The sequence below is a fragment of the Streptomyces sp. NPDC030809 genome, assembly GCF_055572195.1.
The window spans coordinates 36,976-59,586 of record NZ_JBVIDV010000037.1; the positions used below are offsets into that span (position 1 = coordinate 36,976).

At 75.4% G+C, this 22,611-nt stretch carries 19 protein-coding genes and 1 riboswitch; of the genes, 7 read left to right on the forward strand and 12 right to left on the reverse strand.

What is annotated here, in order from left to right:
* Positions 1–52: 52 nt before the first annotated feature.
* Positions 53–358: a 4a-hydroxytetrahydrobiopterin dehydratase gene (locus ACZ407_RS33185; RefSeq protein WP_468134916.1), complete on the reverse strand. Its 306-nt coding sequence runs from the start codon at positions 356–358 to the stop codon at positions 53–55.
* 170 nt (positions 359–528) lie between these two features.
* Here ACZ407_RS33185 and ACZ407_RS33190 point away from each other — a divergent pair, with 170 nt between their 5' ends.
* Entirely contained in the window at positions 529–2,310 is a 1,782-nt protein-coding gene (locus ACZ407_RS33190; RefSeq protein WP_468134918.1) for a hydroxysqualene dehydroxylase, read from the forward strand.
* 24 nt (positions 2,311–2,334) lie between these two features.
* On the forward strand, positions 2,335–3,135 hold the full coding sequence (locus tag ACZ407_RS33195; RefSeq protein WP_468134920.1) for a helix-turn-helix domain-containing protein: 801 nt from the start codon (positions 2,335–2,337) through the stop codon (positions 3,133–3,135).
* Here the strand turns inward: ACZ407_RS33195 and ACZ407_RS33200 are convergent.
* On the reverse strand, positions 3,121–3,537 hold the full coding sequence (locus ACZ407_RS33200; RefSeq protein ID WP_468134922.1) for a hypothetical protein: 417 nt from the start codon (positions 3,535–3,537) through the stop codon (positions 3,121–3,123). The genes ACZ407_RS33195 and ACZ407_RS33200 overlap by 15 nt on opposite strands.
* Before the next feature lie 195 nt (positions 3,538–3,732).
* Positions 3,733–4,581 (reverse strand): bifunctional 5,10-methylenetetrahydrofolate dehydrogenase/5,10-methenyltetrahydrofolate cyclohydrolase, encoded by an 849-nt coding sequence (locus ACZ407_RS33205; protein ID WP_468134954.1) that lies wholly within the window; start codon positions 4,579–4,581, stop codon positions 3,733–3,735.
* A 73-nt stretch (positions 4,582–4,654) separates the two neighbouring features.
* A riboswitch (ZMP/ZTP riboswitch) is annotated at positions 4,655–4,746 on the reverse strand.
* 60 nt (positions 4,747–4,806) lie between these two features.
* Between ACZ407_RS33205 and ACZ407_RS33210 the strand changes: the two genes are divergently transcribed.
* Complete coding sequence (locus ACZ407_RS33210; RefSeq protein WP_468134924.1) at positions 4,807–5,568, forward strand: class I SAM-dependent methyltransferase; 762 nt, start codon at positions 4,807–4,809, stop codon at positions 5,566–5,568.
* 214 nt (positions 5,569–5,782) lie between these two features.
* Complete coding sequence (locus ACZ407_RS33215; RefSeq protein WP_468134926.1) at positions 5,783–7,366, forward strand: RNA polymerase sigma factor; 1,584 nt, start codon at positions 5,783–5,785, stop codon at positions 7,364–7,366.
* Between the two features lie 89 nt (positions 7,367–7,455).
* Here the strand turns inward: ACZ407_RS33215 and ACZ407_RS33220 are convergent, their stop codons facing one another.
* The 4 genes from ACZ407_RS33220 to ACZ407_RS33235 form a co-directional block, all read right to left on the reverse strand.
* A complete protein-coding gene (locus ACZ407_RS33220; RefSeq protein WP_468134928.1) occupies positions 7,456–7,899 on the reverse strand; it encodes an SRPBCC family protein in 444 nt (147 codons plus the stop codon).
* Between the two features lie 101 nt (positions 7,900–8,000).
* Entirely contained in the window at positions 8,001–9,443 is a 1,443-nt protein-coding gene (locus ACZ407_RS33225; RefSeq protein ID WP_468134930.1) for an amino acid permease, read from the reverse strand.
* 11 nt (positions 9,444–9,454) lie between these two features.
* Positions 9,455–11,716 (reverse strand): phage holin family protein, encoded by a 2,262-nt coding sequence (locus ACZ407_RS33230; protein ID WP_468134932.1) that lies wholly within the window; start codon positions 11,714–11,716, stop codon positions 9,455–9,457.
* 116 nt (positions 11,717–11,832) lie between these two features.
* Positions 11,833–12,237, reverse strand: a complete 405-nt coding sequence (locus tag ACZ407_RS33235; RefSeq protein WP_468134934.1) for a recombinase family protein — start codon at positions 12,235–12,237, stop codon at positions 11,833–11,835.
* Between the two features lie 220 nt (positions 12,238–12,457).
* Here ACZ407_RS33235 and ACZ407_RS33240 point away from each other — a divergent pair, with 220 nt between their 5' ends.
* The gene (locus ACZ407_RS33240) at positions 12,458–13,222 is read left to right on the forward strand and encodes an MBL fold metallo-hydrolase (protein ID WP_468134936.1); all 765 of its coding nucleotides are present in this window, start codon (positions 12,458–12,460) and stop codon (positions 13,220–13,222) included.
* Positions 13,222–13,869 (forward strand): DedA family protein, encoded by a 648-nt coding sequence (locus ACZ407_RS33245; protein ID WP_468134938.1) that lies wholly within the window; start codon positions 13,222–13,224, stop codon positions 13,867–13,869. The genes ACZ407_RS33240 and ACZ407_RS33245 overlap by 1 nt, the downstream gene beginning before the upstream one ends.
* On the opposite strand, the gene ACZ407_RS33250 is transcribed toward ACZ407_RS33245, so the two are convergent.
* The 3 genes from ACZ407_RS33250 to ACZ407_RS33260 form a co-directional block, all read right to left on the reverse strand.
* Positions 13,829–14,896, reverse strand: coding sequence for an MBL fold metallo-hydrolase (locus ACZ407_RS33250; RefSeq protein WP_468134940.1), 1,068 nt, complete (start codon positions 14,894–14,896; stop codon positions 13,829–13,831). The two genes, ACZ407_RS33245 and ACZ407_RS33250, sit on opposite strands and share 41 nt — an antisense overlap.
* Positions 14,897–15,016: 120 nt before the next feature.
* Positions 15,017–16,234: an aminotransferase class I/II-fold pyridoxal phosphate-dependent enzyme gene (locus tag ACZ407_RS33255; RefSeq protein WP_468134956.1), complete on the reverse strand. Its 1,218-nt coding sequence runs from the start codon at positions 16,232–16,234 to the stop codon at positions 15,017–15,019.
* A 1,083-nt stretch (positions 16,235–17,317) separates the two neighbouring features.
* The gene (locus ACZ407_RS33260) at positions 17,318–17,890 is read right to left on the reverse strand and encodes a TIGR03086 family metal-binding protein (protein ID WP_468134942.1); all 573 of its coding nucleotides are present in this window, start codon (positions 17,888–17,890) and stop codon (positions 17,318–17,320) included.
* 268 nt (positions 17,891–18,158) lie between these two features.
* On the opposite strand from ACZ407_RS33260, the gene ACZ407_RS33265 reads away from it, so the two are divergent.
* Complete coding sequence (locus ACZ407_RS33265) at positions 18,159–18,980, forward strand: class I SAM-dependent methyltransferase (protein ID WP_468134944.1); 822 nt, start codon at positions 18,159–18,161, stop codon at positions 18,978–18,980.
* A 161-nt stretch (positions 18,981–19,141) separates the two neighbouring features.
* Here ACZ407_RS33265 and ACZ407_RS33270 read toward each other — a convergent pair whose 3' ends face one another.
* Both ACZ407_RS33270 and ACZ407_RS33275 read right to left on the reverse strand, forming a co-directional pair.
* The gene (locus ACZ407_RS33270; RefSeq protein WP_468134946.1) at positions 19,142–21,142 is read right to left on the reverse strand and encodes a DUF5107 domain-containing protein; all 2,001 of its coding nucleotides are present in this window, start codon (positions 21,140–21,142) and stop codon (positions 19,142–19,144) included.
* A 102-nt stretch (positions 21,143–21,244) separates the two neighbouring features.
* Entirely contained in the window at positions 21,245–22,150 is a 906-nt protein-coding gene (locus ACZ407_RS33275) for an arginase family protein (RefSeq protein WP_468134948.1), read from the reverse strand.
* Positions 22,151–22,611: the final 461 nt, after the last annotated feature.

The following is a 22,611-nucleotide window of genomic DNA, read 5'->3' on the forward strand; positions in this document are numbered from 1 at the left end:
GCCGGGCGCCCCGTTCGGTCCCGCAGCCGCGAGGCCGGAAGGGGCTTCGCCGTCAGCGGGCGCCGTGACCGGGGGCGAGCGCCTCCAGGCGTTCGGCGAGGGCGAAGTCCTGGGCGGTGACGGCCCCGCCGGCGGCGTGCGTGTTCACCGTGAGGCGCACCGAGTGGTAGCCGAGGGTGAGGTCGGAGTGGTGGTCGAGTTCGTCCTGGACGGCGGCGATCCCCACCACCAGGGCCGCTGCGGCGAAATGGCTGTCGAGCTGGTACGTACGGGCGATCCGGTCGCCCTCCTGCGACCAGCCGGGGAGCTCCCGCAGCCGGTCCTCGATCTCCTTCTGGGACAGCGGCTCCAAGGCCATGTACGTCTCCTTCCGTGACCGGTGGGGACTCAGCGTGCCACACGCCGGGGCCGGGGGAGCTTTCGCGCCATAAGTGCGGCGGGTTCCGCGCGTGCCTTCCGTGCTGCGGGGGCCGCTCCTATGCTCCTGCGCCGGACGCGACTGTTACCGGCGGTAGTAGGGGATGGTCCATGGCGACGAGACGCACGTTCATGACGGGTGTGGCAGCGGGCACGGCCGCCGCCGGCGCCCTCACCGGCCGCTCGGCGGCCGCCGGGCACCCGGCCGCTGCGCCGGGGGCCGGAGCGGGCGCCGGCCGCCGGGTGGCGGTGCTCGGCGGCGGGGTGGCCGGCCTCACCGCCGCCCACGAACTGGCCGAACGCGGCTACGCGGTGACGGTGTACGAGCGGCGGGCCCTGGGCGGCAAGGCGCGCAGCATGGACGTGCCCGGCAGTGCCCGCGGGGGCCGGCGGCCGCTGCCCGCCGAGCACGGCTTCCGCTTCATCCCCGGGATCTACCACAACCTGCCGGACACGATGCGGCGGATCCCGTTCCCGGGCAACGCGAACGGGGTCTGGGACAACCTGGTCGCCCCACCCGAGATGATGTTCGCCCGCAGCGGGGGCCGCGAGGACCTGCGCGGCCCGATCCCCTGGCCGGGCGACCGGCCGGCCGCACTCGGCCCGGACGAGCTGCGCCGGGCCCTCACGGGCCTGCTCCAGACCTTCTGCCGACTGCCTCTGCACGAGACGGCGTACTTCGTCGAGCGCGCCCTCGTGTTCGCGACCAGCTGCGACGAGCGGCGCGAGGAGGTGTGGGAGCACACCCCCTGGTGGGAGTTCACCCGGGCAGCGCAGATGTCGTACGAGTACCAGCGGATCCTGGCGGTCGGCGTGACGCGCAATATCGTGGCGACCAAGGCCGAGGAGGCCTCGACGCGCACCGTCGGGACCCTCGGCGAGGCCTTCGTCTTCAACCTGCTGGGCCGCGGCGCGGACGGCCCGCCGGACCGGATCCTGAACCTGCCGACGAACGAGGCCTGGATCGGCCCCTGGGAGACCCATCTGCGCTCCCTGGGCGTGGAGTTCAGGATCGGCTGGACGGTGCGCGAGGTCCGGTACGGGGACGGCCGGGTCAGCGGGGTCACCGTGGCGGACCCCGCCGGAACGGTGCAGACCGTCACCGCCGACCACTACGTGAGCGCCCTGCCGGTGGAACACGCGCGCCGCACCTGGGGGCCCGCGCTGCGCGCCGCCGACCCGATGCTGGGCCGCTGCGACCGGCTGCAGACGGACTGGATGACCGGCATCCAGTTCTACCTGACCGAGCGCGCCCCGCTGGTCCACGGCCACCTCAACTGCATCGACTCGCCGTGGTCGTTGACGGCGATCCAGCAGGCCGAGCACTGGCCGGCCCGGGACTTCCCGGCGGACTACGGCGACGGCTCGGCCGTGGACTGCCTGTCCGTGGACATCTCCGAGTGGGACAAGCCCGGGATCCTGTACGGGAAGACGGCCAAGCAGTGCACCCGCGAGGAGGTGGCGCGCGAGGTGTGGGCCCAGCTGAAGGCCGCGCTCAACGACTCTGGCCGCACGGCGCTGCGGGACGGTGCGCTGCACTCCTGGCACCTGGACCCGGGGGTGGACGGCCTGGGCACCCCCGAGCCGGTGAACCAGGACGAGCTGCTCATCCATCCGGTGGGCACCCTCCGCAACCGGCCCAGCGCGCAAACCCGGATCCCGAACTTCCACCTGTGCGGGGACTACGTGGCGGTGGACATCGACCTCGCCACGATGGAGGGCGCGAACGCCTCGGCCCGCGCCGCGGTCAACGCCCTTCTGGACCGGGACGGCTCGGTGGCGGAGCGGTGCAGGGTGGTCCCGATGTACCGGCCGCCCGAGCTGGAGCCGCTGCGCCGGCACGACCGGCTGCGGCACCGTCTCGGCCTGCGGAACGTCTTCGACGTGGGCTGACCGGCCTCGCGTAGGGTCGCGTACATGACCACCCTCAAGTCACCGGTGTCCGTGGGGCAGTTGCTGCGCACCTGGCGGGAGCGGCGCGGGATCAGCCAGCTGGAGCTGGCGAACCGCGCCGAGTCCTCGTCCCGGCACATCAGCTTCATCGAGACCGGCCGGTCCCGGCCCAGCGAGGAGATGGTGCTGCGGCTCGCCGACCGCCTCGACGTCCCGGTCCGGGAGCGCAACGCCCTGCTGCTGGCGGCCGGTTACGCACCGCACTACGCGGAGACCCCGCTGTCCGACCCCTCGATGGAACTGCTCCGGGAGGGGCTGGAGCGGCTGCTGTCAGGCTACGAGCCGTACCCGGCGCTGGTGGTGGACGCGACGTACCACGTGGTCGCGGCGAACCGCGGGGTGGCGATGCTCGTGGACGGCCTGCCGGAACACCTGCTGGCACCCCCGCTCAACGCCATGCGGCTGACCCTGCACCCGGAGGGGCTGGCCCCGAAGATCCGCAACCTCAAGGAGTGGCGCGGCCACCTGCTGGCCCAGATGGAGCGGCAGATCGCCCTGGCCCGCTCGGAGGCCCTGCGGGAACTGTACGAGGAGGTGTCGGCCTACGAGGTACCGGACCGGCCGGGGGACGCGGAGCCCGAGGAGCCCGTGCCGTACTTCGCGCTGCCGCTGGTCATCGAGCACGACGGGCACGTGCTCTCGTTCGTGTCGTCCATCTCGACCTTCAACACCCCGATGGACGTGACCGTCGCCGAGCTGGCGATCGAGACGATGCTGCCGGCCGACCCGGCGACGGTGGAGTACCTGCGCTCACTCGGCCGTTGACCGCAAGGCCAGGTGCTGGAGCAGCGCGAACCCGCCGACCGTGACCGCCTGCGCCGGGATCCACACCGCCCCGGCGGCGGTCGGGGAGAACCACAGGAACAGGGCGGCCAGACTCAGCACCGCCCAGGCGGTGTTGGCCTCGATCAGGAGCTTCACGGGGAACACGGGGGGCTGCGGCCGCGAGGCGAGCCAGCCGACCCCGGCCCCGAACAGGGCGAGGAACACGCCGAGTTCCAGCAGCAGCCCCTGGCCGACCCCGAGCAGCCGCCCGAGCGGCCCGGAGAAGGCCGCGTAGGCCAGCCCGTTGGCGGTGGTGACGACGGCGTCGAGGGCCAGGAAGCGCCGCAGCACGGCACGGGGCTCGGTGGTGCGGGCGATGCTGCCGATGAGGGGTGCGGACATGACGGATCAGCCTCCATCGAGGTCTGGGGCGGGTCGGGGACACCGGGCCCCGGACCGCAGTGCGGCGGTCCGGAACCCGATGACCCCAGCCTGCCGGTCGCCCGCCTGCGGGTCGATTACCTCACGGGTCATGGGAGGGGGTGAGGCCCGCCCGCGCCGGGTCCGGGGCGGGCGGAGCCGCCCCGGACCGGGTCGTCAGACCAGCGTGTCGTGGTCCAGGCCGGCCTGGGCGGCCGCGGCCTGCACGGTCTGCTCCAGCAGGACGGCGATGGTCATCGGGCCGACGCCGCCCGGGACCGGGGTGATCAGGGAGGCGACGGCGGCCGCGGACTCGAAGTGCACGTCGCCGACGTTGCCCTCGTTGTAGCCGGCGTCCAGGACGACGGCGCCCGGCTTGATGTCCTCGCCGCGGATGAACTCGGCCTTGCCGACGGCGGCGACCAGGACGTCGGCCTGGCGGACGATCGAGGACAGGTCCTCGGTGCGGGAGTGGCAGTAGGTGACCGTGGCGTTCTTCTCCAGCAGGAGCATGCCGGCGGGCTTGCCGAGGATCGCGCTGCGGCCGACGACCACGGCGTGCTTGCCCGTGAGGTCCACGTCGTACGCGGCGAGCAGCCGCATGATGCCGCCCGGGGTGCAGGACTCGAACCCGGGCAGGCCGAAGCCCATCGCGGCGAAGGAGTGCATGGTGACCCCGTCCACGTCCTTGCCGGGGGCGATGGCCTCGAAGGCGGCCCGCTCGTCGATGTGGTGCGGCACCGGGTGCTGCAGCAGGATGCCGCTGACCTCGGGGTCCTCGGAGAGCGCGGTGATCGTCGCGATGAGCTCTTCGGTGGTGGTCTCGGCGGGCAGGGCCACGTGCCGGGAGGTGATGCCCGCCTTGGCGCAACGGTTCTGCTTCATCCGCACGTACGTCACGGACGCCGGGTCCTCGCCGACCAGCACGGTCGCGAGGCAGGGGGCCTGGCCGGTGCGCTCGGTGATCGCGGCGGCACGGGCGGCGGTCTGCTCCGTGATGCGGCGGGCGACGGCGGTGCCGTCCATGAGGCGGGCGGTCGGCTGGGTCGGAACGGTCTGGGCAGTCGTCACGGGGTCTCCTGAACGTCGCTGCGGGATCGCGGTTCGCCCAGGCGCGCGGCATCGACGCACCGAGTGCGCCGGGCCGCTCCCCGGTGGTGATCCACCCAAGCGCCAGTCACGGCCCGCCGCCCAGCCTACCGAATCGCAATCCGGTGGCCGAGCAGGCCCCCGTACTGGGACGATCAGCACATGACACCTGTTTTCGACGCATTGGTGGCGGAGGCCGAGTCCGTTTCGGTGGCCGGCTGGGACTTCTCCTGGCTGGACGGCCGGGCGACCGAGCAGCGGCCCTCCTGGGGGTACCAGCGCATGCTCGGGGAGCGGCTGGCCCGGGCCGGGTCCGCCCTGGACCTCCAGACCGGCGGCGGGGAGGTGCTGGCCGGGGCCGGGCCGCTACCGCGGCTGACGGCCGCCACCGAGGGCTGGCCGCCGAACGTCGACCGGGCCACCCGGCTGCTGCACCCGCTCGGCGCCCTCGTGGTCGCCCACGACGACGCGTCCCCGCTGCCCTTCGGGGACGGGGCCTTCGACCTCGTGACCAGCAGGCACCCCGTGCAGATCGACTGGCCGGAGATCGCCCGGGTGCTGCGGCCGGGTGGCACGTACTTCTCGCAGCAGGTCGGGCCCGCGAGCGTGTTCGAGCTGGTCGAGTACTTCCTCGGCCCGCAGCCGGAGGAGGTCCGGCGGGCCCGCCACCCCGACGACGCGGCGGCCGGGGCGGAGGCCGCCGGGCTGGAGGTCGTGGACCTCCGCTCCGAACGGCTGCGCACCGAGTTCGGGGACATCGGGGCTGTGATCTACTTCCTGCGGAAGGTGATCTGGATGGTGCCGGGGTTCACTGTCGGCCACTACCGGGACCGTTTGCGGAGTCTCCACGAACAGATCGAGCGGGAGGGTCCCTTCGTCGCGCACACGGCACGTTTCCTGATCGAGGCACGCAAACCGGAATGATCCGCGGCCCCGCGGCGTTGGATGCGGGGCAGCGGCCGCTCGGCAGCGTGGCGCAGGTCACTCAATTCCGCGCGTAACGCTTCGACTCGGGCACGCGATGAACCGACAGGTGTCCTCGCGCAGCCCGCGGCACCGACCCCGCCAGGGGCCGGTGCCGGCCGTCGCGCGATGATGTCCCGCCCGTCCTTTGTCTGTTCGCAACGAGAGGCTCCTTGTGTCGCTCAGCCCGTCCCGTACGTTCCCTCCGGAGATCGCCGAATCCGAGGCCCTCGTCGCGCTCGTCGAGCGCGGCCGCGAGCAGGGTCACATCAACGGTGACGACGTGCGCCAGGCCTTCGAGGCCGGCCGCATCCCGGTGGACCAGTGGAAGCGGGTCCTGCGCAGCCTGAACCAGGTGCTGGACGAGGAGGGCGTCGCGCTGCACGTCAGCGCGGCCCCCGCCGCCAAGACCGCAGCGAAGAAGCCGCGCAAGGCTGCCGCGGCTCCCGCCCGTACGACGACCGTCAAGAAGGCGGCCGCCGCCCCCCGGCCCATCGGGGCCCGCAAGACGGCCGCCGCCCCGGCTCCGGCCGCTGCGGCCACCGCCGCCGCGGCGGCGATATCTGCGCAGCCGGCCGCGGCCGAGGGTGCCGGCGAGGCCGCTGCCGAGCCCAAGAAGCGCGTGGTCAAGAAGGCCGCCGCCAAGAAGACCGCGGCGAAGAAGACCGCGGCCAAGAAGACCACCGCGAAGGACGCGGACCCGGACGGCGTCGAGCTCGAGGGCGAGGACTGGGCCGAGGACCTCGCCGACGAGGTCGAGGAGGAGGCGCCCAAGGCGGCCGGCCAGGGCTTCGTGCTGTCCGACGAGGACGACGACGACGCTCCGGCCCAGACCGTCATGGTCGCCGGCGCCACCGCCGACCCGGTCAAGGACTACCTGAAGCTGATCGGCAAGGTGCCGCTCCTCAACGCCGAGCAGGAGGTCGAGCTCGCCAAGCGCATCGAGGCGGGCCTGTTCTCCGAGTACAAGCTCGAAGAGGAGGAGGACCACAAGCCCGCGTACAAGCGCGAGCTGGAGATCCTGGTCGAGGACGGCCGCCGGGCCAAGAACCACCTGCTGGAGGCCAACCTCCGCCTCGTGGTCTCGCTGGCCAAGCGCTACACCGGCCGCGGCATGCTCTTCCTGGACCTGATCCAGGAGGGCAACGTCGGTCTGATCCGCGCGGTGGAGAAGTTCGACTACACCAAGGGCTTCAAGTTCTCCACGTACGCGACCTGGTGGATCCGCCAGGCCATCACGCGTGCGATGGCGGACCAGTCGCGCACCATCCGCATCCCGGTGCACATGGTCGAGATCATCAACAAGCTCGCCCGCGTGCAGCGCCAGATGCTCCAGGACCTGGGCCGCGAGCCCACCCCGGAGGAGCTGGGCAAGGAGCTCGACATGACCCCGGAGAAGGTCATCGAGGTCCAGAAGTACGGGCGCGAGCCGATCTCCCTGCACACCCCGCTGGGTGAGGAGGGCGACAGCGAGTTCGGCGACCTCATCGAGGACTCCGAGGCCGTGGTCCCGGCCGACGCGGTCTCCTTCACCTTCCTCCAGGAGCAGCTGCAGTCGATCCTCGGCACCCTGTCCGAGCGGGAGGCGGGCGTGGTGTCCATGCGCTACGGCCTCAACGACGGCCAGCCGAAGACGCTGGACGAGATCGGCCGGGTCTACGGGGTCACCCGTGAGCGGATCCGCCAGATCGAGTCCAAGACCATGTCGAAGCTGCGCCACCCGTCGCGCTCCCAGGTGCTGCGCGACTACCTCGACTGATCCGGGTCCTCCCGGACGGCCGGAAGCGAACGGAGCCGGGGCCCGCACGACCGTGCGGGCCCCGGCTCCGTTGCTGCGTTCGCCGCCCTTCAGTGCTCCAGCAGGTCCTTCAGCCGGGCCTCGTTGCGCGGCATCTCCTTGCGCGCGTGCGGCCGGACCACCAGCGGTACGAGGGCCTTGCCGATGCCGTGGCCCTCCAGCCGGAGGTCCAGGGTCACCCGGGACCGGGTCCCGCCGTCGAGCGGTTCGATGGTCCCCTGTACGTCGCCCTGCACCGGGCCGCTGTCCACGCTGTGCAGGTGCCAGCTGCGCGGCGGGTCCAGTTCGGTGATCTCCATGGTCATCGGGAACCGCCTGCGGCCCATCTGCCGGGTCACCTCCACCCGGGAGCCGACGACCGGCGGCCCCTCGCCGAGCGGCCGGGCCGCCACGGCGCTCTCCTGCCACTCCGGCAGGTGCCGGAGGTCGGTCATGTAGGCAAACACGTCCGCAGGGGTCCGGGAGATCTCGATGGTCTCCTTGATCTCTGACATGGCGCCCCCTTACTGCCCCCTGTCCTGATCGTCCCTTCACCCAAAGGGTCCCACCGGGCCCGGGGCGCCGCCACGCGGCGGGCGCCCGGGCCTCCCGGGGCTCAGGCCGCCGGGTCCGGGGCCGCCGCGCGCTGCTTGCGCGCCGCCATCCACGCGTAGGCGAGGACCCCGCCGAAGAGGAACAGGACGCCCTGGTAGACCGCCGCGTAGCCGGAGCCCGCGACCAGCCACAGCGAGAAGGCGAAGGCCGCGCCGGCCAGGACCGCGTCGCGCACCAGCCGGCCGCGGTGCACCCGGTCGGACTGCCCGGAGGCCAGGAAGTAGATCTGCGCGGCGGTGGCCAGCAGGTAGGGGACGGTGGCGGTGAAGGTGGTGACCAGCACCAGGACCTCGAAGACGCCTGCCGGGCCCGCCGTGTAGTTGTAGACCGTCAGCGCGGAGGCGAGCACCACCGTGACGAGCACGCCCACCACGGGGACCCCCCGGCGCCGGGTCAGGAAGGCCTTGGGGAAGAGCCCGTCGCGGGCGGCGGCGTACGGGGTCTGCGCGCTGAGCAGGGTCCAGCCGTTGAGGGCGCCGAGCATGGAGACCAGGGCCGCGCAGGCCACGGCGGTGCCGCCCCAGCCTCCGCCGAACATGGCGTCCACGGCCTCGGAGAACGGGGCCCGGGAGCCGGTGAGCCGGTCGTGGGGCACGAGCCCGAAGACGGACAGGGTGCCCAGCAGGTAGACGAGGGCGGCGCCGCAGGTGCCGAGGACGGTCGCCCGGCCGACGTTGCGGCGCGGATCGCGGACCTCGCCCGCGCTGACCGCGGCGGACTCCACCCCGAGGTAGCTGAAGAGCAGGATGGCGGCGGAGGCCGACACGGCGCCGACCGCGGAGGAGTCGCCGGCGCGGAACGGGCCCAGGTTCGCCGGGTCGAAGAAGAACAGGCCGCCCACGGCCACCAGCAGCAGGGGCGCGAACTTCAGCACGGTGGCCACCAGCTGCACCGCCCCCACGTAGCGGGTGCCGGCGAAGTTGGCCAGGGCGGGCAGCCACTGCACGCAGAGCGCGGCCAGGCACATGGACCAGGCGTGCGCCCCGACCCCCGGGAAGAGCACGGCGAGGTACCCCACGGCGGCCACGGCCAGCGCTGCGTTGGAGACCCAGGTGGTGATCCAGTAGCTCCAGGCCGCGAGGAACCCGGCGAACTCGCCGAAGGCGGCGCGGGCGTACACGTACGGGCCGCCGGTGAGCGGGTGCCGGTCCGCGAGCCGGCCGAAGACGAGGGCCAGGCAGACGGCGCCCAGCGTCAGGACGCCGAACGCGACCAGGCTGATGGTGCCGAAGGGGGCCACGGACGCCGGCAGGAGGAAGATCCCGCCGCCGACGATGTTGCCCATGACCAGGGCGGTGGCGACGGGGAGCCCGAAGCGGCGGGCGTGGCGGCTCCCGGCCTGCGCGGCTGCGGGGGCGGCAGCCGGGGCGGCTTCCGCAGCGGGCCGGGCGGCCGGGGCCGCGGCCGGAGGGGCGGCCGGGGCGGCGGCCTGGTCTGTGGCCATGGGGTGGCGCCTTACGTTTCATATGGTGGACAAACCCGAACATCGTCGGGGGTGTCCCGGGCCGCGCCAAATCGCCGGTTTTCGTCCTGTCGGGAGGGCGGGCCGGACGAAAGGGTTCCGGCCCGCGGGACCTCCGGCCGGTGATCTTCCACCGCGTCCCCCGCCCCCTCCTGCGCCCCCTCCTGCGCCCCCTCCTGCCCCTCCGCCTCCGCCGCCGTCCCCGGCCGCGTGTCCGCCTGCTCCGCCTCCGCCAGCCAGCGCCGGAGCACGCGGTGCACCTGTTCCGCGCCGGTCAGCGGGGCCGGCGGCTCCGACAGGACGGTGGGCCACATCAGGAAGGGGTGGGACTGCTCCCCGCCCAGGCCCCCGTGCGAGCCGATCTGCTCCTCGAAGGCGTGCACGCAGCCGGTGCCCGGGTCGTACGCCGAGTTCACCATGATGTCCGCGACGTGCGGGAAGCCGTCGGTGCGCCGCACCGCGGCCGCCGCACCCGGTCCGAAGGGGGCCAGCAGCGCCTCGGCCTCCCCCGGCACGTCGAGCCGGGCCTCGGCCCCGTGCGGCCCGAGCACCACACCCGAGGACCGGCCCCCGCCCCCGGCTGCGCCCTCCCCGTCGTCCCCGCGTACGAGGAGGAAGCCGATGCCGGGGTGGTTGGCGAGGGTGGGCAGGAGGGCCGGGTGCCGGCGCTCGATCTCCCGGCGGGTCAGCCGGTGCGGCACGTCGGGGAAGGAGACCAGGGCCAGGTTCCCGGAAGCCAGCACCACCGGGTCGGAACCCGGCTCCGGATGCGCCTCCTCGCCCTCCTCCACGGGCCGGTGCAGGGCGGCGAGCACCGCGGCGCGCGCCTCAGAACCGCTGGGGGTGCGCCGGGCCCGGCGCGGCACGGGCAGCCCGCAGCCGGCCCGCACCAAATCGCGCAGGGTCAGCCCGAAGCGGCCGAGGAAGGTCTCCCCGGGGCTCTGCCCGTGGTCGGAGAGCAGCACGATCCGGTAGGGCCGCGGGGCGTGCGCGGTCACCTTCACGATCATCTCCACGCTGCGGTCCAGCCGGCGCAGCACCTGGAGGGCGTCGCGGCTGCGCGGTCCGGAGTGGTGGGCGACCTCGTCGTAGCCGACCAGGTCGGCGTAGACGGCGGCGCGGCCGGCCAGCATGTCGCCGATGACGGCGGCGACCACCACGTCGCGTTCCACGACGGTGGCGAAGGCGCGGATGAACGGGTACAGACCGCCGCGCCCGACCCGCGGCCGGTCCCCGCGCAGCCGGGCCCGGGTGGACTGGACGAGCTCGCGGGCCACCTCGGCGGCCAGGGACAGGGCGGTGCGGACCGCGTTGGCGGGGTCGGAGAAGTAGGCGAAGTAGCCGGCGCGCGAGCGGGTCCCGCGGCCTCGGCGGGCGGCGACCGAGAGCACCAGGGCGAGCTGCCCGGCCCCGCCGCCGAACAGGTTGCCGCGGCTGGCCCCGTCGGGCCCGAGCAGTCCGCCGCTGCCGGTGCGCCGGACCGCGCGCCGCTGGAGCTCGGCGGCGCTGGTGGGCCGGTTGCAGACCACGATCTCGCCGGAGTCCTTCTCGTACCAGCGGAAGGCGGGCACGTCGAAGTTCGAGCCGTGCAGGATGCCGAGCTGGCTGGCGCCGGTCTGGCTGGACCAGTCGGTGTGCCAGGCCGTGAGCCGGTGGGTGCTGTCGAGGAGCCGGGAGGTGGTGGGCATCATCCCGCCGCTCAGGGCGTACCGCAGGACCTCGTGCCCCACCCCGTCCAACTGGAGGAAGACGGTGCCGGGGGTGTCCCCCGCGGCGGCCCCGGCCCGGCCGCGGCGGCGCCTGCGGTCGGCGAGCCGGGACAGCCGGCGCCGGTACGCCTCGTCGTCGCGCACGGCCAGGGCGGTGGAGGTGGCGGAGGCCACGGCGGACATGACGGCCGCCACCACGACCGCGGTCTCGGGGTCGGCGGAGCCCCGGCCGTCGGGGATCAGGTCGAGGGCGATCAGGAGCAGCGAGCCGTTGAGGAAGAACACGAGCAGGCCCAGCACCAGGGCCGGGACCAGCAGCAGGGCGCGGACCAGCACCGGCCAGACCAGGGCGCTGAGCAGGCCGAAGGCGCCCGCGCCCCAGGCGGCGGTCAGGGCGGTGCGGGTGAGGCTGTCGCCGTCGGCGGACTGGAGCCGGAAGTCCGGGAGCAGGCCGGCCAGGGCGAGCATGGTCAGGGTGGAGACCGCCCAGACCGCGGCCACCCGGAACAGGGCGCTGCCCGCCTTCCGCCATCGTCCGTCGTGCACGCCTCGCCACCTCGCTCCCCGGACCGCGCCCGGGAACCCCGTGACGGTGTTTTCCGGATCATGCCCCGGCCCGGCCCGGAAGACACCGCCCGGCGCGCACCGGGCGGGCGGGGGCCTCAGGTGCCGTCGTAGCCGGCCGTCGGCATGGAGAGCCTGCGGTGCACCTCGGCCTTCATCGCGGGGGTGTACGAGGGCTCGTCCTGGCCGACGGTTTCCAGCCGCACCCCGCGGCGCTCGCACTCGGCCGCGAACTCGTCCACGGAGCGCAGGGCCCGCGCCAGTACGCGCCTGCTGGGGGCGACGAACAGGTCGACCTGTCCGGCGTCCACGTCCGCCCACAGGCCGAAGTGGTCGGCCCGCAGCCCGTAGAAGAGCAGTTGCCGGGTCACGACGTAGCCCTGGTCGGCGGCCCAGCGCGCGCACATGGCGTGCTGGCTGCGGGTGTCGACCGCGAAGGGGTCGCTGTCGAGTTCCTCGAGCGGGGCCAGGCTGGCGATCGCGGCCACGCGCACCTCATCCATGCCGCCCGACCCTACTCCGGTCGGGGCTCCCGGAGGAGGGCGAAAGCAGTCCTCGGCGGCCGGCCTGATCCCGCCTGATCCCGCCTGATCCGGCCTGATCCGGCCTGATCCCGCTCGGTCCGGCCCGATCGGAGGGGCACGGCCTAAGCTCGGAGGGAACGGCCGCCCGGCGTGCCCGGTACGGGTGCCTCCGGCGGGCCGCGGACGGAAGGGGTGCCGCGTGCCGGTGGGGATCACCTGGTGGGGCCATGCGACCTGCACGGTCGAGGACTCGGGGGTGCGGCTGTTGACGGATCCGCTGTTCACCCGCCGGCTGGCCCATCTGCGGCGGCGGGCCGGGGCGGTGCCGCCGGCCTCTGCGGCGGCGGCCGATGCGGTGCTGGTCTCCCACCTGCACGCCGACCACCTGCACCTGCCCTCGCTGGCCCGGCTGGCGGCGGGGACCCGGCTGCTGGTGCCGCGGGGGGCGCGGCGGGCGGTGCCGGGGCTGCGCCGGCTGGGCGGGCTGCGGATCACGGAGGTGGCGCCCGGGGACGTGGTGCCGGTCGGCGGTGTGGCGGTGCGCGTGGTGAGCGCCCGGCACGACGGGCGGCGGCTGCCGTTCGGCCCGCACCGCTCCCCCGCCCTCGGCTACGTGGTCGAGGGGGAGGCCCGTACGTACTTCGCGGGGGACACCGGGCTGTTCGACTCGATGGCACGGGAGGTGGGCCGGGTGGACGTGGCCCTGCTGCCGGTGGGCGGCTGGGGCCCGTACCTGGGGCCGGGGCACCTGGACGCGAAGACGGCGGCGCGGGCCCTGGCGGAGCTGGCCCCGGCCGCGGCGGTGCCGGTGCACTACGGGACGTTCTGGCCGGTGGGGATGGACGCGGTGCGCCCGCACGAGTTCCACGCGCCGGGCGGGGAGTTCGTACGGCAGGCGGGGCTGCTGGCGCCGCAGGTGGCGGTGCACCGGCTGGGGCACGGGGAAGGCCTGGTGGCCGGCTGATGCTGCGGGAGGTGGGGTGGCGGCTCGCCGTGCAGCTGGGCGCGCAGGTGACGGGGCAGGTGCCGGCCGAGTCCACCCAGCAGGCGGTGGGGTACCCGGCGCTCTTCCTGCTGGTGGCGCTGGGGGCGCTGGTGCCGGTGATCCCGACGGGGGCGCTGGTGAGTTCGGCGGCGGTGGTGGCGCTGCACCACCAGACCCTCCCGGTCGGGCTGCTGCTCGTGTTCCTGGTGGCGGCGCTGGGCGCGTTCGCCGGGGACCTGGCCCTGTACTGGCTGGGACGGCGCGGGGTGCACTCGCAGGGCGGGTCCCGGTGGCTGGCGGCGCTGGAGGCGCGGGCCCCGGCGGAACGGCTGGCGGCCGCGCAGGCCCGGTTGCGCGAGCACGGAGTGGCGGTGCTGGTGCTGTCCCGGCTGGTTCCGGCGGGCCGGATCCCGGTCATGCTGGCCTGCCTGCTGGCGCGGATGCGGGTACGGGAGTTCGCCCGCGGGGACGCCCCGGCCTGCCTGGCGTGGGCTGCCGCGTACCAGCTGATCGGGATCCTGGGCGGGTCGGTGTTCGCCGAGCCCTGGCAGGGGGTGGCCCTGGCGGTGGGTCTGGCACTGCTGGTCAGCGCGGCCCCGGCGGGCTGGCGGCGGCTCCGGCGCTGAGCAGGGTGCGGGAGGCGCCGACGGGCAGGTCCCACAGGTCCTCGCGGGCGAGTCCGGCCCGGTCCCAGGCGGCGCGGACCCGGCGCAGCGGTTCGAGGACGGGTTCGGCGGAGAGCACGAAGGTGGCCCAGTGCATGGGGGCCATCCGGCGGGCGCCGAGGTCCCGGCAGGCCTGCACGGCCTCCTCGGGGTCGGCGTGCACCTCGCGCAGCCACCAGCGCGGGGCGTAGGCGCCGATGGGCAGGAGGGCCAGGTCGATGCCGGGGTGGCGGCGGCCGATCTCGCCGAACCAGTGCCCGTAGCCGGTGTCCCCGGCGAAGTAGACGCGGTGCCCGGCGGGCCCGGTGAGCACCCAGCCGCCCCACAGGGTCCGGCAGGTGTCGATCAGCGTGCGTTTGGACCAGTGGTGGGCGGGGACGAAGTCGAAGCGCACCCCGGCCAGTTCCACGGCCTCCCACCAGTCCAGTTCGGTGACGGCGGTGAACCCGCGGCGGCGGCACCAGCGGCCGACCCCGGCGGGCACCAGCAGCGGAGTGCTGCGGGGCAGCCGCCGCAGGGTGGGCGCGTCGAGGTGGTCGTAGTGGTTGTGGCTGATCAGTACGGCGTCGACGGGCGGCAGGTCCTCCCAGCGGACCCCGACGGGGGTGATGCGGGCCGGGGTGCCGAGGATCCTGCGCGACCAGACGGGGTCGGTGAGGACCGTGAGCCCGCCGATCCGGATCACCCAGCTGGCGTGGCCCGCCCAGGTCACGCATGCCGTGCCCGCGGTCACGGGCGGCAGCGGCGCGGGGGCGTACGGCAGGTCGGGGATGCCGAGCAGCCCGGCCGGGGCGGGCCGGAAGGCCCCTTCCCGGGCGAGCCGGGCGAAGGCGCGCACCCCGGGCAGCGGCGCGGTCAGGCGGTCGGCGAACGACCGGGGCCAGATGCGCGGTTCCCCCAGGGGGCGGACTCCGGGAGCGGCGGTGACGGGCTGGTCCGTGCGCGGGCCGCCGGGCGGGCGCACGGTCTGTTCCGTCTGTTCCGTCATCGGGAGGACTCCATTCACGGGCGGTTCGCCGGCCGGCGGGCGGGCGGTGCGCCGGGTGGGCGCGGGGGGCGCCGAGGGGGCGCGGGGTGGGAGGTGCGGGGCTGCTGCCGGCGGGGTCAGTCAGGACAGTGCGTCGAACACGGCCCCGAAGGCGTGCAGGGACCGGGCGACGTGGGGCAGGGCGAGGGGGTCCTCGGCGGCGAGCGCGGCGAGCCGGTCCTCGGGGGTCTCGCCCAGCAGCGGGGCGGTGGCGAGCCGGACGCGCAGCGCGCCGAGCTCGTCGGCGAAGCGCTGGCCGCCGGGGGCGGGGCGGCCGAGGCGGGCGGCGAGGTACTCCTCCAGTTCCAGGGCGTCCCCCACGCCCTGCCGGGCGAGGGCGGGGCGCAGCGGGCCGAGGTCGGCGTAGAGGTGGCGGCCCGCCGCGGGCGGCAGGGCGAGGGCCCCGGCCTCCAGCAGGGACCGGTGGGCGGCGGCGGCCACCAGCCCGTGCAGCCGGGCGGCGGCGCTGATGCGGGCGGCGACCGGCCCGGGCTCGCCGAGCGCGTGGCCGGCGGCCGCGGCCACGGGGCCGGTGAGCAGGGCGCCGGTGGCGGTGAGCACGTCGAGGGTGCGGGCCCGCAGCCCCTCGCCGCGGGCGGTGCCGGGGAAACGGGCGACGGCGGCGGGCCAGCCGGCGGGCAGCAGGGCCCCGCCGAGGTCGGCGAGGACGGTGACGTCCTCGGGGCACATCTCGGCCGGGCTGACGAGCACGGTGTCGTGCGGCCGGTGCAGGGTGTCGCGCCAGGTCTCGTCGCTGACGACGGCCATGCCCTCGAACACCGCGGCCTCGCAGGCCTCCCGGAGCACCTCGGGCGGGGCGACGGTGGCGGTGGGGTCGTCGGCCACGCTGAGCAGCAGCACCCGCGGGTCGCCGCCCTCGGCGCGGACCCGGCGCACCGTCTCCAGGAGGGCGTACGGGTCGGGCACTCCGCCGCATTCGGCGGGGGTCGGGACGTGGTACGCGTGCCGGCCGAGGATCCGGATCTGCGGGGTCCACCAGGCGGGGCAGGGCCGGGGCAGGAGCACGTCCCCGCCGTGGGCGGCGAGCAGCGCGAGCAGCAGGGCGGGGGCTCCGGGGGCGGCGGCGACCTGCCCCGCGGGGGCGGGCAGGCCGCGGCGCCCCCAGAACCGGGCCGCGGCCTCGCGCAGGGGGGCCGCGCCGCCGGGGGGCTCGGGCGCGGTGCGTCCGGCCGCGGCGGCGAGTACGGCGACGAGCTCGGGCAGGACGGGGAGGCCGGGTTCGGGTGCGGGTGGGGTGTACCGGACCGGGCCGTGCCCTTCCGGTGCCGTCCGCCGCATCTTCCCCACCGCCCGTTCCGCCGCTCCGCCTGATTCCACTGCCCCTTTATACGGACAAATAACGCATTCCGCCCCACTTAGCCACCACCGGCCCGACGCAGAACCGGGCTCCACGCCCGGCTCGACCGCCCACCGGGGAATCCCTGCCCCAACGCCCGCCTACCCCCCGAGCGGGGGCCCACTCCAACCCCCCGACCCCGGGACGCGGGGCCCGGGGCCCACCCCCCGGCCAGGGCCAAATCCAGCCCCGCCGGCGCTCGAGGCGCGGGGTTCGGGGCAGAGCCCCGACACGACCGCCCGCGCCTGCCCACCGGCCCAGACAACCCCTCCCACCCCACCGGGCAGGGGCCAAATCCAGCCCCGCCGGCGCTTGAGACCCGGGACCCAGGGCAGAGCCCCCACACCACGGCCCGCACCTGCCCACCGACCCAGACAACCCCTCCCGCTCCACGGGGCAGGGGCCAAAACCAGCCCCGCCGGCGCTTGAGGCGCGGGGCTCGGGGCAGAGCCCCGACACGACCGCCCGCGCCTGCCCACCGGCCCAGACAACCCCTCCCGCTCCACGGGGCAGGAGCCAAAACCAGCCCCTCCGGCGCTTGAGGCGCGGGGCTCGGGGCAGAGCCCCGACACGACCGCCCGCACCTGCCCACCGGCCCAGACAACCCCTCCCACCCCACCGGGCAGCGGCCAAATCCAGCCCCGCCGGCGCTTGAGGCGCGGGGCTCGGGGCAGAGCCCCGACACGACCGCCCGCGCCTGCCCACCGGTCCAGGCAACCCCTCCCACCCGGGCACCCGGGACGGGGCAACACCCAGCCCCTCCGGCGCTTGAGGAGCGGGGTCTGGGGCAGGGCCCGAGTCAACCCGGCTCCGCCGGGCACCGGGCTCCGCCCGGACCCGCTCCTCAAACGCCGGAGGGGCTGGAATGCGCCGGGCCACGGGATTTCGCCGCGCCAACCGCGGACCCGCTCTGCCCCGGAGGGGCTGAGATGGGCCGAGCCAGGTCGAAAAACCTGAGTGACCGGCGGGAGAGGGATCGGCCCGCCGGGGCGGCCGCAGGGTCCGGGGCGGAGACCCGGGCGGGGTCAGCCCTTGCGGCCCAGGAGGGCCAGGAGCCGGGTCTGGGCGTCGGCGCCCGGAGGCACATCCAGCGGCTCGGCATACATCCCGCTCGCCGCCAGCCCATCCGCGTACGGCATGACCTCTTTGATCGAGAACTCGACGAGATCCGGCGGCAGCCGGTCATCGGCCCCGATCCCCCGCGCCAGATCCCACGCGTGCACGACCACGTCCGCCGTCAACTCCGAGCAGTACGCCCGAGCCTTCGCCGGCCCGTACGACAGCTGCACCGTCCGCTCCAGCGCCCCCGGCGCCCCGAAGGATCCGGCGGCCGCGGCCGCGGCCCGGTCCCACGCGGCGGCCGGGTCCTCGCCCAGCAGGTCCCCGGACAGGCTCTCGCCGACCTCCGCGACGGTACGCCCCTCGGTGACGAGCGGGGGCACCCACAGCTGCTCCCCTGTGACGTGGTTGACCAGGTCGCGCACGGTCCATTCGGTGCACGGCGTGGGCCCGCCCCACTGGTCCTCGGCCACGGCGTGCACCAGCCGCCCGAAGAGCGCGAGCGCCTGCCCGTGCTGCGTCAGCAGTTCATCTGCCACGGTTCCCACCGTCCTCACCCCCGTCTGCGGAACCCCGGGCCGACACCGGGACACCCCTGCGTCCCACTGTCCCCGCCCCCGCCACTCCCCGCCACTCCCGGGCCCCCGGCACCCCAACCCCCTTGCCCCCCAAGGCCAGTGTCCACATGTCAAAACGCAGGTCTCACATCCCGACACGATCCCCTACCGTGGTCCCAACGCCCCGGACGCCCTGCACGAAGTCCGCGGGGCGCGCTGACGACGTGACGACGAAAAGGGAGTTGCCGCCATGAGCCCCGCCGCGCACCGGGAGACCGCCGTCTACACGCACGGACACCACGAGTCGGTGCTCCGTTCGCACCGCTGGCGCACCGCCGAGAACTCGGCCGCCTACCTGGTCTCCGAGCTGCGCCCGGGCATGGCCGTCCTGGACGTGGGCTGCGGCCCGGGCACGATCACCGCGGACCTGGCGGCCCTGGTCGCGCCCGGTCGGGTCACCGCCGTGGACCACGCGGCGGACGTGGTCGGCCAGGCCCGTGCCCACTGCGCGGAGCGCGGGCTGGACAACGTCGGCTTCGGCGTGGCGGACGTCCACGCACTGGACTTCCCGGACGACTCGTTCGACGTGGTCCACGCCCACCAGGTGCTCCAGCACGTCGGCGACCCGGTGCAGGCCCTGCGCGAGATGCGCCGGGTGTGCCGGCCGGGCGGGATCGTCGCGGCCCGCGACGCGGACTACGCGGCCATGACCTGGTACCCGGCCGTCCCCGGGCTGGACGAGTGGCAGCGGCTGTACGACCGGGTGGCCCGGGCCAACGGCGGCGAGCCGGACGCGGGCCGCCGGCTGCGCGCCTGGGCCCTGGAGGCCGGCTTCACCTCGGTCACCTCCTCGGCCACGTCCTGGTGCTTCGCGGACGAGGCGGAACGCGCGTGGTGGAGCGGCCTGTGGGCCGACCGTACGACGAGCTCCTCGTACGCCGGCCTTGCGGTGTCCGGCGGGCACGCGGCCCCCGCGGACCTGGAGCGGATCGCTGCCGCCTGGCACGCGTGGGGGTCGGCTCCCGGGGCCTGGTTCTCCGTCCTGAACGGCGAAGTCCTCTGCCGCGCGTAATCCTGCCGGGGCGGGCCGATCCATCCCCACGACGGCCGTCCGCCCGCCGGGCCGGACGATTCCGGCCCTCCGGCGCTTGAGGCGCAGGGTCCGGGGCTGAGCCCCAAGGCACCCCGGCCGGCGCCGGGCACCGGGCTCCGCCCCGGGTGGGTGGGTGGGGGTCAGTCCTGGGGAGGGCGCATGCGGAAGTCGTACGGGGTGGGGAGCGGAGCAGACGTGAGCAGCGCCCAGGTCTCGTCCAGCACCTCCTCCCCCTCCCTCAGATCCGCCACCTCGAAGCCCTCTTCGAACACCCGCCGCGCCGCCGCCACATGCCCCTCCGCCACCAGCAATCGCGCCGCCAGCAGCCGGAAGCGCCCCCGCTCGCGCACCTCCGGCCGGAGCCGGTCCCACACCGCGCGGGCCGCCGCCGGCCGCCGGGCCGCCAGGAGGGCGGTCAGGGCCTCCCGGCCGAGGGCCGCCTCGGCCGCCGTCCACTCCTCCCCGCCCCGGCTCTCCTCGCACAGGTCCGCGAAGGCCTCCGCGAACCGGTCCGCCGCCCGCTCCGTGAGCCCGGCCAGTTCGTCGGCCACGGCCAGGCAGCGCAGCAGGGGCCAGCGGGAGGGCGCCAGCGCCAGGCCCCGTTCCCAGCTGCGGACCGCCTGGGCCACGTCCCCGGCGTGCCACTGCGCGATCCCGAGGTGGTACTCGGTCAGCGGGTCGGCGGGCGCCGTCTCCAGCATGTCCCGCCAGTGCGGGGCCACCAGGCTCGGTCCGGGCGGGGCCACGCGCCGGGGCACGGGGAAGGCCCCGGAGCGGAAGAGGGTGAGCCACGGCTGCTGCGGAGGCTCCAGCGAGGCCTCCTCGAAGGGGGTGCCGGGCAGCTTGTGACCGGCCCGCAGCACTTCCAGCGCGCCCCATCCGGAGCCCGCCGCCAGCCGCTCCCGCGGCTCGGTGTCCGCGTACGGCAGCCAGGCCCGGTACGCCGCTGCCACCGCCTCCTGCGGCAGCTCCGCCTCCAGCCGGGCCGCCGCCTCCGCCCGGGCCACCGTCCAGTCCGCGCCGTGCACGGCCGCCGGGTCCGCGGCCAGCGGCCCGTACGCCTCCAGCCAGCTGAGCTCCGCCCCCGCCTCCAGCCGGACGTGCTCCAGCTGGGTGCGGGCCAGTCCCGCCTGGATCTCCGCGTAGCCGGGGGTGCCCGGTTCGGTCAGCCACTCCTGCCAGCGCCGGCCGCCGGGGCCCGCGCCCCAGACGAACAGCTTCCGGCCGCGCAGCACTGCGGTGGAGGTCTGCACCAGCCCCCGCCCGCCCTCGTCGAGCGCGGCGATCCACGGCCGGGCGCCCTCGTCCGTCGCGTAGAACCAGTCCGCCGGGTACTCGCCGCGCAGCGGGTAGGTGCGGTCCACGCCCTCCCACTCGGGCACCGGGACCCGCCGCAGGGTGCGTTCGTAGCCGAAGTGCCAGGCCTCGTCGGCCGGGGCCAGCACCCGGGTGCCGGGGGTCTCGGGGACCGCGGTGTTCGACCACCAGTACACGGGGGCGGCCCGCTCGTGCGGATTGCGGATCCGCACCCCCACGAGGAGGAACCGGGAGTCGGCGGGCAGCCACAGGTCCACCTGGAAGGGCAGGTCGCGCAGCCGTTCCCATTCCCACAGGCGGACCATGGCCCCGCCGTCGGGCGCGGGCACCAGCGCGGCGTGCAGCGGTGCGCAGGACAGGGTGGTGTGGCCGGTGGCGCCGATGTTCCATTCGATGCCGCCGGAGAACCAGGCGCCGTTGAGGGCGAAGGCGGCCGGCTGGAACACCGGGTTGCGGTAGAGGAGTTCGCGTTCCGCATCCGGCTCCCCCGCGGCGGCCGCCGGCTCCTTCTGCACCAGGGACACCACCCGGCCGCCGAGCCCGGGCAGGACGGTGGCCCGCAGGTGCGCGTTCTCGATCACGACGGCGTCGAACTCCCGTTCCGCGCGCCGTCGTCCGTACCCGTCGCGGATCCGTACGGGCAGCAGGCTGCGCAGCGGTTCGTAGCCGATCTGGCGCGCCATGTCCCGGGGCAGCCCGGCCCGGGTCCGCTCGTCGAGCACGTGCACCCCGCCGGGGGCGCGCAGGGCGGGGAGCGGGTTTTCGGGGCCCAGCGGGGCCGCGGGCAGCGTGAGTACGGTCCGACGGACGGTCGTGGCGGTCATGGCCAAGGAGACCTCCCCTTCTCGCCGGGGCGGTTGGCGCCCCCAGGGGAATGGAACACGCCACCGCGGCCGGGGAACAGGGGGTCTGCAGATGACGCCGGGTCAGGATTGCGCAAAGCCCTCGACGACGAGTCCGGCGAGCAGCGCCCCGGCGGTGCCGTCCGGGTCCAGGTCCGGGTCGTAGATGGTGACGTTGAGCCCCACGCAGCGGGGTGAGGCGAGCAAGGTCCGCAGGATCGGGGCGAGTTCATCGGGCAGCAGGCCCCCGGGGTCGGGGGCGTCCACGGCCGGCATCACGGAGGGGTCGAGCACGTCGGCGTCGAGGTGCACCCAGAACCCGCGGGTGCCGGAGGCGCGCAGCGCGATCAGGGCGGCCCGGGCGGTCTCGGCGGCGCCGCGCGCGCGGATCTCCCCGACGGGGACGGCGGTGATCCCGGCGGCGGCGAGCTCCGGGAGGTCCGGGTCCCCGTCCCGCACCCCGAAGAGGTGTACGTCCTCCTCGCGCAGGTAGGGGCGCAGGCCTTCCAGGTCGGTGAGGAGGTCCTGGCCCCGGCCGGTGCCGAGGGCGATCTCCTCGCCGGCGGCGGCGCCGACCGGTCCGTTGCGATCGGTGTTGCCGGGGTGGCGGAAGTCGGCCGAGCCGTCGAGGGCGACCAGGCCGTACCGGCCCAGGCGGCGCATGGCGAGGCTGGCGCCGAGCTGGATGGAGCAGTCCCCGCCCAGCACGACGGGGAACTCGCCGGCCTCCAGGTGCTTTTCGATGCGGTCGGCGAGGGTGGTCGTGTACGCGGCGATCTGCGCGGCGTGGAACACGCCGTCGCCCTCCTGCCAGTCCCCGCGGTCGTAACGCGGCGGCACGACCGCGCCGGCCTCGCGGGCGCCGAGGCGGGCGAGCAGGTTCTGCTCGCGCAGGGCCATGGGGAGCTTGTGGCAGCCGGGCACGGTGCCCGGGGCGGGCGGGCGCAGGCCGAGGTTGGAGGGGGCGTCGAGAAGCACGAGGGTCCGCATCCCGCCATCCTGCTCCGCCCCCGCCACCCCCACCACCCCTTTCCGTGCCCCGGCCGTCCGCCTGCCCCCGAGCGGGCCGACCCCGACCTCCGCCGTCCGCCTGCCCGCCCGAGCGGGCCGACGCCGACCCCCGCCGTCCGCCTGCCCGCCCGAGCGGGCCGACGCCGACCCCCGCCGTCCGGCTGCCCACCGGGCGTGGCAGCCCTTCCCGCTCCGCGGGCGTACGAGGCGCGGGGGCGACATCCAGCCCCTCCGGCGCTTGAGGAGCGGGGTTCGGGGCAGCGCCCCGAGACGACGGCGGTCGCCTGCCCACCGGGCGTGGCACCCCTTCCCGCTCCGCGGACGTACGAGGCGCCGGGGCAACACCCAGCCCCTCCGGCGCTTGAGGAGCGGGGTTCGGGGCAGCGCCCCGAGACGACGGCGGTCGGCCGCCCACCAGGCGCAGCAGCCCTCCCCGCTCC

Excerpts from the sequence above, each read along its gene's own strand:
- ACZ407_RS33250 (WP_468134940.1), bottom strand. The coding sequence starts at position 14,896 with ATGACGGAACAGACGGAACAGACCGTGCGCCCGCCCGGCGGCCCGCGC.
- ACZ407_RS33275 (WP_468134948.1), bottom strand. The coding sequence starts at position 22,150 with ATGCGGACCCTCGTGCTTCTCGACGCCCCCTCCAACCTCGGCCTGCGC.
- ACZ407_RS33200 (WP_468134922.1), bottom strand. The coding sequence starts at position 3,537 with ATGTCCGCACCCCTCATCGGCAGCATCGCCCGCACCACCGAGCCCCGT.
- ACZ407_RS33270 (WP_468134946.1), bottom strand. The coding sequence starts at position 21,142 with ATGACCGCCACGACCGTCCGTCGGACCGTACTCACGCTGCCCGCGGCC.
- ACZ407_RS33245 (WP_468134938.1), top strand. The coding sequence starts at position 13,222 with ATGCTGCGGGAGGTGGGGTGGCGGCTCGCCGTGCAGCTGGGCGCGCAG.
- ACZ407_RS33185 (WP_468134916.1), bottom strand. The coding sequence starts at position 358 with ATGGCCTTGGAGCCGCTGTCCCAGAAGGAGATCGAGGACCGGCTGCGG.
- ACZ407_RS33205 (WP_468134954.1), bottom strand. The coding sequence starts at position 4,581 with ATGGACGGCACCGCCGTCGCCCGCCGCATCACGGAGCAGACCGCCGCC.
- ACZ407_RS33220 (WP_468134928.1), bottom strand. The coding sequence starts at position 7,899 with ATGTCAGAGATCAAGGAGACCATCGAGATCTCCCGGACCCCTGCGGAC.
- ACZ407_RS33225 (WP_468134930.1), bottom strand. The coding sequence starts at position 9,443 with ATGGCCACAGACCAGGCCGCCGCCCCGGCCGCCCCTCCGGCCGCGGCC.
- ACZ407_RS33235 (WP_468134934.1), bottom strand. The coding sequence starts at position 12,237 with ATGGATGAGGTGCGCGTGGCCGCGATCGCCAGCCTGGCCCCGCTCGAG.
- ACZ407_RS33190 (WP_468134918.1), top strand. The coding sequence starts at position 529 with ATGGCGACGAGACGCACGTTCATGACGGGTGTGGCAGCGGGCACGGCC.
- ACZ407_RS33195 (WP_468134920.1), top strand. The coding sequence starts at position 2,335 with ATGACCACCCTCAAGTCACCGGTGTCCGTGGGGCAGTTGCTGCGCACC.
- ACZ407_RS33210 (WP_468134924.1), top strand. The coding sequence starts at position 4,807 with ATGACACCTGTTTTCGACGCATTGGTGGCGGAGGCCGAGTCCGTTTCG.
- ACZ407_RS33255 (WP_468134956.1), bottom strand. The coding sequence starts at position 16,234 with ATGCGGCGGACGGCACCGGAAGGGCACGGCCCGGTCCGGTACACCCCA.
- ACZ407_RS33265 (WP_468134944.1), top strand. The coding sequence starts at position 18,159 with ATGAGCCCCGCCGCGCACCGGGAGACCGCCGTCTACACGCACGGACAC.